Origin of the sequence: Paracoccus mutanolyticus (genome assembly GCF_003285265.1) — a bacterium.
GTDB classification, from domain to species: domain Bacteria; phylum Pseudomonadota; class Alphaproteobacteria; order Rhodobacterales; family Rhodobacteraceae; genus Paracoccus; species Paracoccus yeei.
Genome location: NZ_CP030239.1, coordinates 2,236,587 through 2,250,575 on the forward strand (window position 1 = coordinate 2,236,587; position 13,989 = coordinate 2,250,575).

14 protein-coding genes, 1 tRNA gene and 2 pseudogenes are annotated in these 13,989 nt (G+C 70.3%); 13 read left to right on the plus strand and 4 right to left on the minus strand.

Annotated features, from left to right (window positions below):
- Positions 1 to 74 precede the first annotated feature (74 nt).
- Positions 75 to 593, plus strand: a complete 519-nt coding sequence (locus DPM13_RS12045) for a SixA phosphatase family protein (protein ID WP_080621860.1) — start codon at positions 75 to 77, stop codon at positions 591 to 593.
- Between the two features lies 1 nt (position 594).
- Positions 595 to 1,419: a shikimate 5-dehydrogenase gene (locus DPM13_RS12050; RefSeq protein ID WP_223251982.1), complete on the plus strand. Its 825-nt coding sequence runs from the start codon at positions 595 to 597 to the stop codon at positions 1,417 to 1,419.
- Between the two features lie 27 nt (positions 1,420 to 1,446).
- On the opposite strand, the gene DPM13_RS12055 is transcribed toward DPM13_RS12050, so the two are convergent.
- Positions 1,447 to 1,536, minus strand: a tRNA-Ser gene (locus tag DPM13_RS12055).
- 514 nt (positions 1,537 to 2,050) lie between these two features.
- Here DPM13_RS12055 and DPM13_RS12060 point away from each other — a divergent pair.
- The 7 genes from DPM13_RS12060 (at position 2,051) to zapE (ending at position 8,950) form a co-directional block, all read left to right on the plus strand.
- Positions 2,051 to 2,770 carry an NUDIX domain-containing protein gene (locus DPM13_RS12060; RefSeq protein ID WP_223251983.1) on the plus strand — a complete coding sequence of 240 codons (720 nt, stop codon included), beginning with the start codon at positions 2,051 to 2,053 and terminating at the stop codon, positions 2,768 to 2,770.
- Positions 2,771 to 2,846: 76 nt separating this feature from the next.
- Positions 2,847 to 3,878: a cysteine synthase A gene (locus DPM13_RS12065; protein WP_080621861.1), complete on the plus strand. Its 1,032-nt coding sequence runs from the start codon at positions 2,847 to 2,849 to the stop codon at positions 3,876 to 3,878.
- 8 nt (positions 3,879 to 3,886) lie between these two features.
- Positions 3,887 to 5,173, plus strand: coding sequence for a DUF3772 domain-containing protein (locus DPM13_RS23255; RefSeq protein WP_223251984.1), 1,287 nt, complete (start codon positions 3,887 to 3,889; stop codon positions 5,171 to 5,173).
- Between the two features lie 94 nt (positions 5,174 to 5,267).
- On the plus strand, positions 5,268 to 5,456 hold the full coding sequence (locus DPM13_RS23260) for a hypothetical protein (RefSeq protein WP_223251985.1): 189 nt from the start codon (positions 5,268 to 5,270) through the stop codon (positions 5,454 to 5,456).
- A complete protein-coding gene (locus tag DPM13_RS23265) occupies positions 5,429 to 6,367 on the plus strand; it encodes a mechanosensitive ion channel family protein (protein WP_223251986.1) in 939 nt (312 codons plus the stop codon). The genes DPM13_RS23260 and DPM13_RS23265 overlap by 28 nt, the downstream gene beginning before the upstream one ends.
- A 115-nt stretch (positions 6,368 to 6,482) precedes the next feature.
- Positions 6,483 to 7,796 (plus strand): MFS transporter, encoded by a 1,314-nt coding sequence (locus tag DPM13_RS12075; protein WP_028718031.1) that lies wholly within the window; start codon positions 6,483 to 6,485, stop codon positions 7,794 to 7,796.
- A 50-nt stretch (positions 7,797 to 7,846) separates the two neighbouring features.
- Positions 7,847 to 8,950 (plus strand): cell division protein ZapE, encoded by a 1,104-nt coding sequence (zapE, locus tag DPM13_RS12080; protein ID WP_112888096.1) that lies wholly within the window; start codon positions 7,847 to 7,849, stop codon positions 8,948 to 8,950.
- A gap of 14 nt (positions 8,951 to 8,964) precedes the next feature.
- Here zapE and DPM13_RS12085 read toward each other — a convergent pair whose 3' ends face one another.
- Positions 8,965 to 9,951, minus strand: a complete 987-nt coding sequence (locus DPM13_RS12085) for a bifunctional folylpolyglutamate synthase/dihydrofolate synthase (RefSeq protein ID WP_112888097.1) — start codon at positions 9,949 to 9,951, stop codon at positions 8,965 to 8,967.
- Here DPM13_RS12085 and DPM13_RS12090 point away from each other — a divergent pair.
- A pseudogene (locus tag DPM13_RS12090) lies at positions 9,946 to 10,090 on the plus strand (IS5/IS1182 family transposase); the annotation flags it as partial. The gene DPM13_RS12085 and the pseudogene DPM13_RS12090 sit on opposite strands and share 6 nt — an antisense overlap.
- Positions 10,091 to 10,093: 3 nt before the next feature.
- Here DPM13_RS12090 and DPM13_RS12095 read toward each other — a convergent pair.
- Positions 10,094 to 10,232, minus strand: a pseudogene (locus DPM13_RS12095) (bifunctional folylpolyglutamate synthase/dihydrofolate synthase); the annotation flags it as partial.
- 8 nt (positions 10,233 to 10,240) lie between these two features.
- A complete protein-coding gene (gene accD / locus DPM13_RS12100) occupies positions 10,241 to 11,170 on the minus strand; it encodes an acetyl-CoA carboxylase, carboxyltransferase subunit beta (RefSeq protein ID WP_036761804.1) in 930 nt (309 codons plus the stop codon).
- A gap of 109 nt (positions 11,171 to 11,279) precedes the next feature.
- Between accD and cls the strand changes: the two genes are divergently transcribed.
- The 3 genes from cls to DPM13_RS12115 all read left to right on the plus strand — a co-directional run bounded on the left by cls (position 11,280) and on the right by DPM13_RS12115 (position 13,989).
- On the plus strand, positions 11,280 to 12,686 hold the full coding sequence (gene cls / locus DPM13_RS12105) for a cardiolipin synthase (protein WP_223251987.1): 1,407 nt from the start codon (positions 11,280 to 11,282) through the stop codon (positions 12,684 to 12,686).
- Between the two features lie 18 nt (positions 12,687 to 12,704).
- Positions 12,705 to 13,028, plus strand: a complete 324-nt coding sequence (locus DPM13_RS12110) for a 4a-hydroxytetrahydrobiopterin dehydratase (RefSeq protein ID WP_028718027.1) — start codon at positions 12,705 to 12,707, stop codon at positions 13,026 to 13,028.
- A 175-nt stretch (positions 13,029 to 13,203) separates the two neighbouring features.
- Positions 13,204 to 13,989, plus strand: a complete 786-nt coding sequence (locus tag DPM13_RS12115) for a DUF6478 family protein (RefSeq protein ID WP_099648902.1) — start codon at positions 13,204 to 13,206, stop codon at positions 13,987 to 13,989.

Here is a 13,989-nt window from a genome sequence, read left to right on the forward strand (position 1 = left end):
CAAAGGCTTGCCGGCCAAAGGAAAGCTGTGGCAGGCTGCCGATACACCAACCCAAAGGCCGCAAAGGCGCGCGCATGACCCCCTCTGGACATTGCAGACTGATCCTGACCCGCCATGCGAAATCGTCCTGGGACGACGCCGCGCAGCCCGATCACGAACGGCCGCTGAACGACCGCGGCCGGCGCTCGGCCCGGGCGCTCGGCGACTGGCTGGCCAGCCGCGGCTACGAGCCCGAGGAGGTGCTGTGTTCGACTGCGCAGCGCACCCGCGAGACCTGGGAGCGGGTGGCGCTTGCGCCGCTCGAGGTGCGGCCCGCCCTGCGGTTCGAGCCGGGCCTCTACCACGCCACCCCCGAACAGATGCTGGCCATCCTGCGCACGGCGACTGCGCCCACGGTGATGATGCTGGGTCACAACCCCGGCATCGCGGCCTTTGCCGCCGCGCTGCCGGCGCGTGCGCCGATGGACCCGGATTTCCGCCGCTTTCCGACCGCCGCCACGCTGGTCGTGGATTTCCAGGCCGAGACCTGGGCCCAGATCCAGCCGGGCCAGGGCAGCGTGCTGGATTTCGTCCGCATCGACGGCCGGGGATAGGGTGGCGGCCCCCGAAAAGCCGCCCATCGGGCCCGCGACGCAGCTTTGCATGTCGCTGGCCGCCCGGCCGGGGTCCTTCGGATCGCGCTTTCACAACCGGCTTTACGAACGGCTCGGGCTGGATTTCGTCTACAAGGCCTTCACCACCCGCGACCTGCCGGCGGCGATCGGCGGCATCCGGGCGCTGGGGGTGCGCGGCTGCGCGATCTCGATGCCCTTCAAGGAGGCGGTCATTCCCCTGCTGGACGGGCTGGCGCCCTCGGCCGCGGCCATCGACAGCGTGAACACCATCGTCAACGACGCCGGCCTTCTGACCGGGCACAACACCGATTACAGCGCCGTGGCCCAGATCAGGACCGGGCGATCGTCCCGGCGCGCGGTTCCTGTTGCGCGGGTCGGGCGGGATGGCCAGGCGGTGGCGGCGGCGCTGCGCGACCGGGGCCACCGCTCTGGCGTGATCGTGGCGCGCAACGCGGCGTCGGGGCCTCGGCTGGCGCAGCTTTACGGGTTCGATTGGGCGGAAAGCGACCGGGGGCTGACAGCGCCGCTGATCGTGAACGTCACCCCCCTGGGCATGCAAGGCCCCGACGCCGAGGCGCTGGCCTTTTCGCCCCAGGCCATCGACGCGGCCCTGACGGTCTTCGACGTGGTGGCCCTGCCCGAGGAAACCCCGCTGATGCGCGCGGCGCAGGCGGCGGGCAAGCGCCGCATCTCGGGCGCCGAGGTGGCGGTGCTGCAGGCGCTTGAACAGTTCGTGCTGTACACCGGCATCCGCCCCGATCCCGATCAGCTGCGCGACGCCGCAACCTTCGCACGCGCCGCCTGAAGCGGGGGAATTGACAAAGGGGGAAGTTGGCGGAGAGGGTGGGATTCGAACCCACGGAACCCGTGAAGGCTCAACGGTTTTCGAGACCGCCCCGTTCGACCACTCCGGCACCTCTCCGCGCTTGGGTGGTGGCGGGGATTTAGACGGGGCGGGGTTGAAGCGCAAGGGGCTTTCCGCGAAAAAGCGGCGAAATCCGTCACACCCATGTCCCGCAGGTGCGCCATGCCGAAATCCGTCCTGATCCGCTCCGTTCCGGCGGGCGCGCGATGATCTTTCTGGTGGGGGCGCTGGCCCATCCCATGCTGCGCATGCGGCTTGCGCCCGGCGCGTCGAGGTCGAGGGGCTGCCCGGCCATGCGCTGCAGGGCGGGCAGGGTGCGGGCATCGCGCCGGACGGCTGGCCCGCGCTGGTCCCCGCCCAGGGGCGGGTGCCGCTGTGGCGGACCGACGGACCCCGGCGCTGACCCGCTATGCGCACATCTTCGGGCTCGAGCCGGTGGCGGTCGCCGGGCGCGACATCCTGGGCGTCGCCGTCCGCGCGCGGGAAGGCGCCGGGCGCTGGGACCCCGAGCTTGCCGCCGCGCTGAGCCGATCACCTGATCGCGCTGCCGCCCGACCGGCCGACCGAGGCGGTGCGGGCGCGGCTGCCCCTGATCGCGGCCTGGGTCGCCTCGACCCTGCGGGCGGCGCGCGACAGCCGCGACCTGCCGGCCCTGGGCCCGGCGGGAGACGACCGGCTGCAGGTGCTGGCGGTCGAGGAGCCCTATGCGGAATTCTTCTCGGTCCAGGAAATCACCCTGCGCCACCGCCGGCACCGGGGCGGCTGGACGCCCGAGGTGCTGCGCGCGGTCTTCGTCTCGGGCGATGCGGCGGTGGTGCTGCCTTGGGACCCGCTGCGCGACCGGGTGCTGCTGATCGACCAGTTCCGCGCCGGGCCCGCCGCGCGCGGCGACCGCCAGCCCTGGTTCTGGGAGGCCCCCGCCGGCCGCGTCGATCCGACCGAGACGCCCGAGCAGGCCGTGTTGCGCGAGGCCATCGAGGAAACCGGCCTGGCCATCGACCGCCTGATCCCCGGTCCCCACAACTATCCCAGCCCCGGCCTGCTGGCCGAGTTCCTGTATCTTTACGTCGGCATCGCCGATCTGCCCGACGACGTGGCGGGCTTCGGTGGCCTCGATACCGAGAACGAGGACATCCGCAGCCAGCTTCTTCCCCGCGCCGAACTGACGCGGATGGCGCTGGCGGGGCAGGTCAGGAACGGGCCCCTGCTGTCGCTTGCGCTGTGGCTGGAACTGAACCAGCAGAAGATTCGCATGGAACTTGGGCAGGATAAGCCGGGTTTGATCCCCTGACCCCGGGCGGGGCGGGGTTGCCGCCCGCCGGCGCCCGCGTGTAAACCGGGGCGACCACTTCGCGAAAGGCCACGCCATGCGCATCTGCCCCGACCTCGCCTCTGCCATCGGCAACACGCCCCTGATCCGGCTGCGCCGCGCCTCCGAGGAAACGGGGTGCGAGATCCTGGGCAAGGCCGAGTTCATGAACCCCGGCCAGTCGGTCAAGGACCGCGCCGCGCTTTACATCATCCAGGACGCCGTGGCGCGGGGCGAGCTGAAGCCCGGCGGCACCATCGTCGAGGGCACCGCCGGCAACACCGGCATCGGCCTGGCCTTGGTCGGCGCCTCGATGGGCTTCCGCAGCGTCATCGTGATCCCGGAAACCCAAAGCCAGGAGAAAAAGGACATGCTGCGCCTGGCCGGGGCCGAACTGGTCGAGGTGCCGGCCCAGCCCTACAAGAACCCCAACAACTACGTCCGATACTCGGGCCGGCTGGCCGAGGAACTGGCCAGGACCGAGCCCAACGGCGCGATCTGGGCCAACCAGTTCGACAACACCGCGAACCGCCGCGCCCATCTGGAAACCACCGGGCCCGAGATCTGGGAACAGACCGGGGGCAAGGTCGACGGCTTCATCTGCGCGGTCGGCTCGGGCGGTACGCTGGCGGGCGTCGCCGACGCGCTGCAGCCCAAGGGCGTCAAGATCGGCCTGGCCGACCCCGAGGGCGCGGCACTTTACAGCTTCTACACCGAAGGGGTCTTCGAAAGCCCCGGCTCCTCCATCACCGAGGGTATCGGCCAGGGCCGCATTACCGCGAACCTGGAAGGCTTCACGCCCGATTTCGCCTATCGTATCCCCGATGCCGAGGCGCTGCCGGTGATCTTCGACCTCTTGGAACACGAAGGGCTGTGCCTGGGCGGCTCCTCGGGGATCAACGTCGCGGGCGCCATCCGCATGGCGCGCGACATGGGGCCCGGTCACACCATCGTGACGGTGCTGTGCGATTACGGCACGCGTTACCAGACCAAGCTGTTCAACCCCGACTTCCTGCACGCCAAGGGCCTGCCCGTGCCCCGCTGGATGGCGCGCAAACCCGCCGATCTGCCCGAGGTTTTCGAGGACTGATATCCCGCATGACACGTCTGAATGCTCTGGTCACGGCGCTGCTGCTGTGCCTGTCGATGGTTCTTGGGGGCGCCGCGCTGGCACAGGACCAGCCGCAGGCCCCGAATTACGACGCCTGGAACAAGCTGGCCGACCAGACCGAGGACATTCTGGAATCCGGCCAGGCCAATGACACCCGGCTGCAATCCATCCGCGAACAGGTCGTGCAGTGGCGCGACCGCTTCAAGGCGGCCGAAGGGACGAACAGCACCCGCATCGCGACGCTCAAGGACCAGATCGCCGCCTTGGGGCCGGCCCCGGCCGAGGGCCAGACCGAATCCGACGATATCGCCGCCCGCCGCAAGGAACTGAACGACCAGCTTTCCGAATTGCAGGCGCCGGGGCTAAAGGCGGTCGAGGCCTTTGGCCGCGCCGACGCGATCGTCCAGCAGATCGACCAGACCATCCGGCAGCGCCAGACCTATGCGCTGATCCGGCAGACACCCTCGCCGCTGAACCCGGCGAACTGGGCGCCCGCCGTGACCGAGGCGGTGGATATCAGCAGGAATGTCGCGACCGAGGTCAGCGCCCGCTGGGACGACTACGGCTCGGGGCCGGACGGCCGGTCGCGGATGCTGGTGACGCTGGGCTTCCTGCTGGCGGCGCTGCTGCTGTTGTCGCGCGGGCGGCTCTGGGTCGATTCCCTGCCGCAACGCCTGTCGGCGCGGGCCAGCGAACGGTCGCGGGCCGCGGTGGTCTTTGCCGTCTCGCTCAGCCAGATCGCGATTCCGTTCTTCGGCGTGCTGCTGGCGACGGCGGCGCTGGTGTCGACGGGGCTGTTCAGCGACTGGGGCCGGCCGCTGCTGCTGTCCATCCCCGGCGCGGGCCTGTCGCTGTTCGGCGGCATCTGGCTGGTCGGGCGGCTGTTTCCCGAACCCGGGGCGGGCGGCTCGCTCCCGCTGCCCCTGAACGACGACACGCGGCGCCAGGCGGCGTTCCGCGCCTCGATGCTGGCCTTGGCGATGGCGCTGCACCAGCTGTTCTCGCGCTCGGTGCTGCCGCTGGCCGGGTTCCACAGCCAGAACGACAGCGAAACAGTACCCCAGCGCCTCAGCGAGGCCTCGGCCGGGGTCTGGCACTTCCTGATGATCCTGCTGGGCGCCTTCTTCCTGTTCCAGCTGTGCAACATCCTGCGCCGCATCCGCCCGGTCGAGGGCGAGCGCAGAACTATCGCATCCGCATCGTGGTCTTTCTGGGCATGGCCGGGCGGATCGTCGCGCTGGCCGCGCCGATCGCTGCGGCGGCGGGCTATGTGACCGGGGCCAACGCGGCGCTCTGGTCCTCGGTCATGACGCTGGGCTGGTCGGCCTGCTCATCATCCTGCAGGACTTCATCGCCGATCTCTATGCCATGGCCACCGGGGGCGACCAGTCGGCGCGCGACGCGCTGATGCCGGTGCTGGTCGGCTTTGCGCTGGTGGTGCTGTCGCTGCCGCTGTTCGCCCTGATCTGGGGCGCCCGGCCCAGCGACCTGGCCAGCTTCCGCGCGCGCAGGGCTTCAGCTTTGCCGGCGTGCGCCTGTCGCCCATGGCGATGCTGACCTTCGTCATCGTCTTTGCCATCGGCTATTCGCTGACCAGCTTCGTGCAGGGCGCGTTCCGCAGCTCGATCCTGCCCAAGACGCGGCTGGACACGGGCGGGCAGAACGCGGTCGTGTCGATGATCGGCTATGTGGGCCTCGCGCTCGCGGCGGTCTTTGCCATCACCTCGGCCGGGATCGACCTGACCTCGCTGGCCTTCGTCGCCGGTGCGCTGTCGGTCGGCATCGGTTTCGGCATGCAGCAGGTGGTGTCGAACTTCGTCTCGGGCATCATCCTGCTGGTCGAGCGGCCCATCGCCGTCGGCGACTGGATCGAGGTCGGCGGCCAGCAGGGCGTCGTGAAAAAGATGGCGGTGCGCGCCACCCAGATCCAGACCTTCGACCGCACCCAGATCGTGGTGCCGAACTCGAACCTCATCACCCAGCCGGTGACGAACTGGACGCGCAACAACCTGTCGGGCCGCATCATCGTGCCGCTGACCGTGGGCGTTCCCACCGATCACCGGCTGGTCGCCCAGCTGCTGCGCGAGATCGCCGAGGATCAGCCCACCGTGCTGATCAACCCCGCCCCCGCCGTCCTTTTGCGCAGCATCACGCCCTCGGGGCAGAACTGGGAACTGCGGGCGATGCTGTCGGACATCAACGGCGGGGTGGGCGTGGTCTCGGAGATCAACCAGCAGATCCTGGACCGCTTCCCCGCCGCAGGCATCATCCTGCCGGGCAGCACGCGCGGGGCGCAGGACATCTTCCTGCACCCGGCCGAAGAACCCGCCGCCCCGGCCCCCGACGACGACAAGGGCGACGATGCGGCGGCCCCGGCCGCGCTGCCCGACCCATCCGAGGATCTGGCCTCGAACGAGGGCGCGGCCTTCGGTCCCTCGGGCCAGCAGCCCGCCCGCGACCGGGGCTGACGTCCGGCACCGCGCCCGCCGTCCCCGGGCGCGGGTGAAGTCCGGGTTCGCGCTGGAAATTCCTGCCGAGGTATGGGCAAATGCGGCCAGTGATTTCGGCGGGACGGGGCAGGCCATGCAGATGACCATCGACGAGGCGCTGGCACAGGGGGGCGCGGGTTCGTTCCAGCGCCGGCTTCTGGGCATCTTCGGGCTGGTCTGGGCGGCGGATGCGATGCAGGTCATCGCCATCGGCTTCACCGCCGCCTCGATCGCAGCCAGTTTCGGCCTGACCGTGCCGCAGGCGCTCCAGACCGGGACGCTGTTCTTTCTGGGCATGTTCGCGGGCGCGACCCTGTTCGGCCGCATCGCCGACCGGATCGGACGGCGCAACGTCCTGCTTCTGACGGTGGCCTGCGATGCGGTCTTTGGTCTGGCGTCGGTCTTTGCGACCGACTTCACCATGCTTGTGGCGCTACGCTTCCTGACCGGGATGGCGGTGGGCGGCACGCTGCCCGTCGACTACGCCATGATGGCCGAATTCCTGCCGCCCCGGAACCGGGGCCGCTGGCTGGTCTGGCTGGAAGGCTTCTGGGCGCTGGGCACCATCGTCATCGCCCTGACCGCCTGGGCGGCGCACAGCCTAGGTGCCGAGGAGCCCTGGCGCTGGATCTTTGCCGTCGCCGCGCTGCCCGCGCTGATCGGGGTCTGGCTGCGCCTCTGGGTGCCGGAATCGCCCATGTATCTGCTGCGCAAGGGGGACGAGGCCGGGGCGCGCCGCGTGCTCGACCGGGTGCTGGCGGCGAATGGCGCGCCGGCGCTGCAGGCCGGCACCCGCCTGGTCGCGCCGGTGCTGCCCGGCACGGGGCAGGGGCTGTTCGGCCCCGAACTGCGCAACCGCAGCATCGCGATCTTTGCGACCTGGTTCCTGGTCTCGCTGTCCTATTACGGGGTGTTCGTCTGGCTGCCCTCGGAACTGGTCAAGGGCGGCATGGGCTTCGTGCGCGGCCACGGCTTCCTGGTGCTGCTGGCCTTGGCCCAGATCCCCGGCTATGCCCTGGCCGCCCACGGGGTCGAGGCCTGGGGCCGCAAGCTGACCCTGCAGGTTTTCCTGCTGCTCAGCGCGGTCGCCTGCTTCCTTTTCACCATCGCCGCCAGCCCCTGGCTGATCGCCGCCTCGCTCATGGTGATGAGCTTTGCACTGCTGGGCACCTGGGGCGCGCTTTACGCCTTCACGCCCGAGCTTTACCCGACCGGCCTGCGCGGCACCGGGATGGGCACGGCCAGCGCGGTTGCGCGGGTGGGCGGGCTTCTGGCGCCGTCGCTGCTGGCCAGCGTGGTCGCGCGCGGCTTCGGCGTCGCCATCGGGGTCTTTGCCGCGCTCCTGGTGCTGGCGGCGCTGATGACCCTGCTGATCCGGGCCGAGACGCGCAACCAGGCCATCGGCTAGGCCGCCGCCGCCCCTTGCCTTTCCCCCGCGCGAATGGCTAGTGCGGCGCCATGACCACCGTATCCGACCTTTACGAGGCCCGCGTCCGCGCCGGCCAGCTGGAACCCGACGCGGCGCAGCGCGGCGTCCTGCCCGCGCTCGACCGCCTGGTGCGCGACCTGGGCGCGGCCGCCCCGCCGCCGCAGCCGCAGAAATCGGGCTGGTTCGGCAAGCTCCTGGGCGGGGGCGCATCCGATCCCGCGCCGCCGGTCCGCGGCATCTACCTGTGGGGCGGCGTCGGTCGCGGCAAGTCCATGCTGATGGACCTGGTGGCCGAAGCCGCGCCCACCCCGCAAAAACGGCGCGTGCATTTCCACGAATTCATGCAGGAAATCCAGGCCGGGCTGAACCGCGCCCGCCAGGCCGGCCAGCAGGACGCGGTGCGCCCCGTCGCCATGGAGGTCGCCGCCGCCACCCGGCTTTTGTGCTTTGACGAAATGCAGATCACCGACATCGCCGACGCGATGATCGTGGGCCGGCTGTTCCAGATCCTGTTCGAACAGGGCGTGACCATCGTCACCACCTCGAACCGCGTCCCCGAGGACCTGTACAAGAACGGCCTGAACCGCCAGCTGTTCCTGCCCTTCATCGCGCTGATCCGCGAGCGGCTTGAGGTGATCGAGCTGGCCAGCCCCACCGACCACCGCCAGGACCGGGACGAGGGCGCGCAGGTCTGGTTCTCGCCCGCCGACAGCATCGCGCGCGGGGCGCTGGACGCGATCTGGGCGCACGAGACGGGCGGCCAGCCGGAAACCCCGCTGGTCCTCGACATCAAGGGCCGCAAGGTCGAACTGCCCCGGCACGTCGGCCGCGCGGCGCGCGCCAGCTTCTGGGACCTCTGCGGCAGGCCGCTCGGGCCCGGCGACTACCTGACCATCGCCCAGGCGCTCGATGTGCTGCTGATCGACGCCATCCCGCGCCTGTCGCAATCGAACTTCAACGAGGCCAAGCGTTTCGTCACCCTGATCGACGCGCTTTACGAGGCCCGCGTCCGGCTGATCGCCAGCGCCGCCGACGACCCCGAACGGCTGTATGCCGAGGGCGAGGGCGCCTTCGAATTCGAACGCACCGCCAGCCGCCTGCGCGAGATGCGCGACGCCGACTGGGGGCGCTAGGGGGCCGCCAGGCCTCAGCCGTTCTCGCGCAGCACCCGTCCCGCCAGGTAAAGCGAGCCGCAGATCAGGATGCGCGCGCCGGGATGGGCGGCGGCGATCCCCGCGACCGCCGCGCCCACATCGGGCGCGGTCGTGGCAGGCAGCCCCGCCTGCGCCGCAAAACCGGCGGTCTCCTCGGCGGGCAGGGTGTTCGGCTCGCCGGGAATGGCCACGGCGGTCAGGCTTTGCGCCACGCCCGCCAAGGGGCGCATGTAACCCAGCACGTCCTTGGTGTTCAGCATGCCGCAGACCAGATGCGTCGGCCGCGCGGGCATCGCGGCCAGGGTCGCGGCCACCGCCTCGCCCCCGGCCGGGTTGTGCCCGCCGTCCAGCCACAATTCGCACCCGCCCGCCGCCTCGACCAGCGGGCCGCGCGTCAGGCGCTGCATCCGCGCGGGCCATTCGGCGCGGGTCACGGCGGCCACGGCCTCGGGTTCGCCAAAGCCCAGTTCGCGCAGCGCGGCGATGGCTGTGCCGGCGTTCTGGAACTGGTGCGGCCCCGGCAGCACCGGCGGCGGCAGGTCCAAAAGCCCGCGCTGGTCGAAATAGACCAGCCGCCCGTGTTCGGCGTAAGCGTCCCAGTCCTGCCGTGCGATCAACAGGGGCGCGCCCAGCGCCTCGGCCCGCGCCTCGATCACCGCACGCGCGGGCGCCTCCTGCAGGCCGACGATCACCGGCACGCCGCGCTTGATGATCCCGGCCTTTTCGCCCGCGATCTCGGGCAGGGTCTCGCCCAGGTATTGCGTATGGTCGATGCTGATCGGGGTGATGACGCTCAGCCGCGGGGCGGCGATCACGTTCGTCGCGTCCAGCCGCCCGCCCAGGCCCACCTCCAGCAGCGTGTAATCCGCCGCCACGCGCGAGAACGCCAGGAAGGCCGCCGCCGTGGTGATCTCGAAGAAGGTGATCGGCGCGCCGCCGTTCGCCGCCTCGCATTCTTCCAGCGTGGCGGCCATATCCATCTCGGGATCGAGGAGGAAACGCTCGAGATACGGGCGGTGGAAGTAACTTCGAGCAATGTCGGCGATGCTGCCGGACCTGCTTGCCCGGATCCCAGCGGACGAGGAGATCGCCACGGTCACGGCCCACGATGCCTACGACCCGGCGATGGGATGACCGGCGGGATGCGCCGTTCGGGATGGTCCAGCGCCGCCAGCAGCCGTTCCATCCGGTCCAGCGACAGGTCGATGACCTTCGGGTGCAGCGCCATCAGCCGCGCCAGGATCGCGTCCGACGATGTCATCGCGCGGCTCAGGCCGGGTTCGCTTCGGCCGCCTCGGGGGCGGGGGCGGGGATCGGGCCGGGCGCGGGCAGGTCGCCCGCCACCGGCGCGGGCAGGTTGCCCACCATGCGCAGGATGCCGACCAGCTCCTCGCGCAGCTTCTTGCGATGGGTCACCCGGTCCAGCATGCCGTGCTCCAGCAGGTATTCGGCGCGCTGGAACCCCTCGGGCAGCTTTTCGCGGATGGTCTGCTCGATCACGCGCGGCCCGGCAAAGCAGATCAGCGCATTGGGCTCGGCGATCTGGATGTCGCCCAGCATGGCATAGCTCGCGGTGACGCCGCCGGTCGTCGGATGGGTCAGCACGACGATATAGGGCAGGCCCGCTTCCTTCAGCATCTCGACGGCGACGGTGGTGCGGGGCATCTGCATCAGGGACAGGATGCCTTCCTGCATCCGCGCGCCGCCGGCGGCGGAAAACAGCACCAGCGGACGGCGCAGCGCCACCGCGCGCTCGGCGGCGGCGATGATGGCGTTGCCGACATACATGCCCATCGACCCGCCCATGAAGGAAAAGTCCTGCGCCGCCATGACGACGGGGGTGCGGCCCATCTCGCCCTCGGCGACCAGCATGGCCTCCTTCTCGCCGGTGGCCTTCTGCGCGGCCTTCATCCGGTCGGGATACTTCTTCTGGTCGCGGAACTGCAGCGGGTCGGCGACCGGCTCGGGGACCTTGACCTCGTTGAACACGCCGCCGTCGAACAGCGCGGCAAAGCGGGCGCGCGGGCTGATCGCCAGGTGGTGGTCGCAGTTGGTGCAGACGTTCAGGTTCTCGGCCAGTTCGCGATGAAACAGCATGGTCCCGCATTCGGGGCACTTGGTCCACAGGTTCTCGGGCACTTCGCGGCGCGAGAACAGCGAATTGATGCGCGGACGCACATAGTTGGTGATCCAGTTCATCCGGGGGCCCCTTGCGGCTCAGGTCTGGCCCGTGACTTAGGCAAAACCGCGCGGAATTGCAATTCCACGCGGGCCGGGCTTTGATGCGCGGATGTGGACCCAAGCGCTCGTGTTCCTTCACTACGCCGTCGCCCTGGCCGTGTCCGTGCGGGTGCTTCTGCGTCCCCGGCTGGAACCCTCGGTCCGCCTGTCCTGGATCCTGGTGATCGAACTTGTGCCCCTGGTCGGGATCCTCGCCTATGTCCTGTTCGGAGAGATCCGGATGCGCGGCGCCGAGGTCGAGACCATGGCCAACGTCCGCTCGCGCCTGTCGGGCCTGTGGAAGCCCAGCCCCGAACTGGTGCGCCACGCCCCCGATTTTGCGGCCCCGATCATCGCGGCGTCGCGCGACCACCGGCTTCGGCGCGGTCGCCGGCAACCGCGCGGCGCTGCTGGCCGAGGACGACAGCGCCATCGCCGACCTGGTGGCCGCCATCGACGGGGCCGCGACCACGTCCTCATGCTGTTCTACATCTGGCTCGACGATGCCTCGGGCCGGGCGGTGGCGCAGGCCGCGATCCGCGCCGCCGGGCGCGGCGTCAAGGTGCGCGCGGTGATCGACGCCTTCGGCTCGCGCGCGTTCAGCTACTCGGAAAGCTGGCGGGCGATGCGGGCGGGCGGCGTCGAATGCGTCGAGGCGCTGCCCCTGGGCCTGCCCATCGTCGGCGGGCTGTCCCAGCGCATGGACCTGCGCAACCACCGCAAGATCGTGGTGATCGACCATGCCATCGGCTTTACCGGCAGCCGCAACTGCGCCGACATGGCCTTCGCGATCAAGCCGCGCTTCGCCCCCTGGATCGACATCCTGTTGCGCATCGAGGGGCCGGTGGTGCGCCAGATGCAGGCCGTCTTCCTGCAGGACTGGATGAGCTATACCGGCGAGGACCTGGGCGACATGCTGCTGATGGTGCCCCCGGTCAACGCCCCGGGCGAGATCAGCCAGGTCGTGTCGACCGGCCCGGACGACCGCCAGGGGTCGCTCTCGGACTGCATGGTGACGATGATCCACGCCGCCCGCGACCGGCTGGTCATCACGACGCCCTATTACGTGCCCGACGCCTCGCTGGACACGGCGATCCGCACGGCGGCGCGGCGCGGGGTCGACGTGACCATGATCCTGCCCGCGCGCAACGACAGCCTGGTCGTGCAGGCCACCTCCGAGGGGTTCTACTACGGTCTCGTCTCGGCGGGGGTGAAACTGATGCTGTTCCACGGCGGGCTTCTGCATTCCAAGATCATCACCGTGGATGGGCGCATGGCGATGATCGGCAGCGCCAACATGGACCGCCGCAGCTTCGAGCTGAACTATGAAATGAACATGTTGTTCGTGGGCGACGACCTGACGGCGGTGCTGGACGCCCGCCAGATGACCTATATCGAGCGGGCCGAATCGATCACCATCGGCGAGATCCGCGCCTGGTCGGTGTGGCGCCGGCTGCGCAACAACCTGCTGGCGCTGGCCGCGCCGATCCTGTGACCCGGAAAGGGGGACCCCATGACACTGGCCCGGCAACCGATCACCCAGGGCGCGCACCGGCTGGAGCCCGAAACGCTGGCCGCGCGGCTGGCCGAACTGCCCGGCTGGACGCTGACCCCGGACGGCGACGCCATCCGCCGGACCTGGCGGCTGCGCGACTTCCGCCAGGCGGCGGCCCTGGCCAATGTCGTGGCCTGGCAGGCCGAGGCGGCCAACCACCACCCCGACATCGCCTTCGGCTGGGGCCATGCCAGCGTCGCCTTTACCACCCATTCCGCCAAGGGGGTGACGCTGAACGACCTGATCATGGCCGCCCGGCTGAACCTTGCCCTGCCCGACTAGGCGGCACCCGGCCCGGGCGCCCGCGCTTTCGGCGCCGGCCCCCTTGCCCCGGTCGCGGGCTCGCCCTATCCAAATGGCAGACAGCCCAAGGGAAGCCTTTGCGATGACAGACAGCCGCCCCGACCGGACACGCCCCCAGCGCCCGCCGTCCGCAGCCGTCGCGCGCGGCTAGCCCATGGCGATCCGTCCCCGCAGGTGGCTTGACCGCAGGGCCCGCGAACGCGCGCTCGCCCAATGGGCCGAGATGGCCGAAAGCGTCGAGTTCATGGGCCCCGGCCGCATCCGCGCCCTGACCGACGAGGCGCTGGCCCTGCGCGCCAGCATCAACCGCTTCCTGATGCGCGGCGACCGCAAGGCGGCGGTGTCGCGCGCGGCGCTGGGCGCGGTGCAGCTGCCCGGCGGCACCGACTGGCGCTGGCGTCCCGGCTTCATGGCCGGCCAGATCACGCCGCGCGGCATCGCCGCGCCCGAACCCGGCACGCGGCTGGGGGACCGGGCGGCGGTCTGGCACGACTGCGCCGAACGCACCCTGATCCTCGAACAGGTCCAGAACCCCCGCGCCACCGACCTGTCGCCCTACGGCCTGCGGCTCGAGGTCTTCGGCTTCACCGGCAGCTTCCTGTCGGTCTCGATCGACCTGCCGACCGACGCGCTCGAAGGGCTGACCCGCAACCACATCATCCGGCTGGAAACCACGCTGGCGGTGGAACGCCCGCTGCCCGTCTATGCCCGGCTGAACGTCGGCCACGGTCCCAACATCGACGAGATCCTGCAGCACCTGCGCGGGATGGAGGCCGGGCTGCAAAGCCAGCAGGTCGTCGAATTCGACCTGGCCTATACCGAGATGAACGAAAGGCGGCTGGAAAAGATCTGGCTGGACCTGATCTTCGAGGCGCCCGGCATGAACGCGGTGGACATGCGCGAACTGTTCCTCTCGCGCCACCTGCGCGCCGATTTCTAG

What these genes read in the sequence shown, in the direction of transcription:
- accD (WP_036761804.1), bottom strand. Translation starts at nt 11,170, where the DNA reads ATGAACTGGATCACCAACTATGTGCGTCCGCGCATCAATTCGCTGTTC.
- DPM13_RS23255 (WP_223251984.1), top strand. Translation starts at nt 3,887, where the DNA reads ATGACACGTCTGAATGCTCTGGTCACGGCGCTGCTGCTGTGCCTGTCG.
- DPM13_RS12045 (WP_080621860.1), top strand. Translation starts at nt 75, where the DNA reads ATGACCCCCTCTGGACATTGCAGACTGATCCTGACCCGCCATGCGAAA.
- DPM13_RS12115 (WP_099648902.1), top strand. Translation starts at nt 13,204, where the DNA reads ATGGCGATCCGTCCCCGCAGGTGGCTTGACCGCAGGGCCCGCGAACGC.
- DPM13_RS12075 (WP_028718031.1), top strand. Translation starts at nt 6,483, where the DNA reads ATGCAGATGACCATCGACGAGGCGCTGGCACAGGGGGGCGCGGGTTCG.
- DPM13_RS12085 (WP_112888097.1), bottom strand. Translation starts at nt 9,951, where the DNA reads ATGGATATGGCCGCCACGCTGGAAGAATGCGAGGCGGCGAACGGCGGC.
- zapE (WP_112888096.1), top strand. Translation starts at nt 7,847, where the DNA reads ATGACCACCGTATCCGACCTTTACGAGGCCCGCGTCCGCGCCGGCCAG.
- DPM13_RS12065 (WP_080621861.1), top strand. Translation starts at nt 2,847, where the DNA reads ATGCGCATCTGCCCCGACCTCGCCTCTGCCATCGGCAACACGCCCCTG.
- DPM13_RS12110 (WP_028718027.1), top strand. Translation starts at nt 12,705, where the DNA reads ATGACACTGGCCCGGCAACCGATCACCCAGGGCGCGCACCGGCTGGAG.
- DPM13_RS23260 (WP_223251985.1), top strand. Translation starts at nt 5,268, where the DNA reads ATGGCCACCGGGGGCGACCAGTCGGCGCGCGACGCGCTGATGCCGGTG.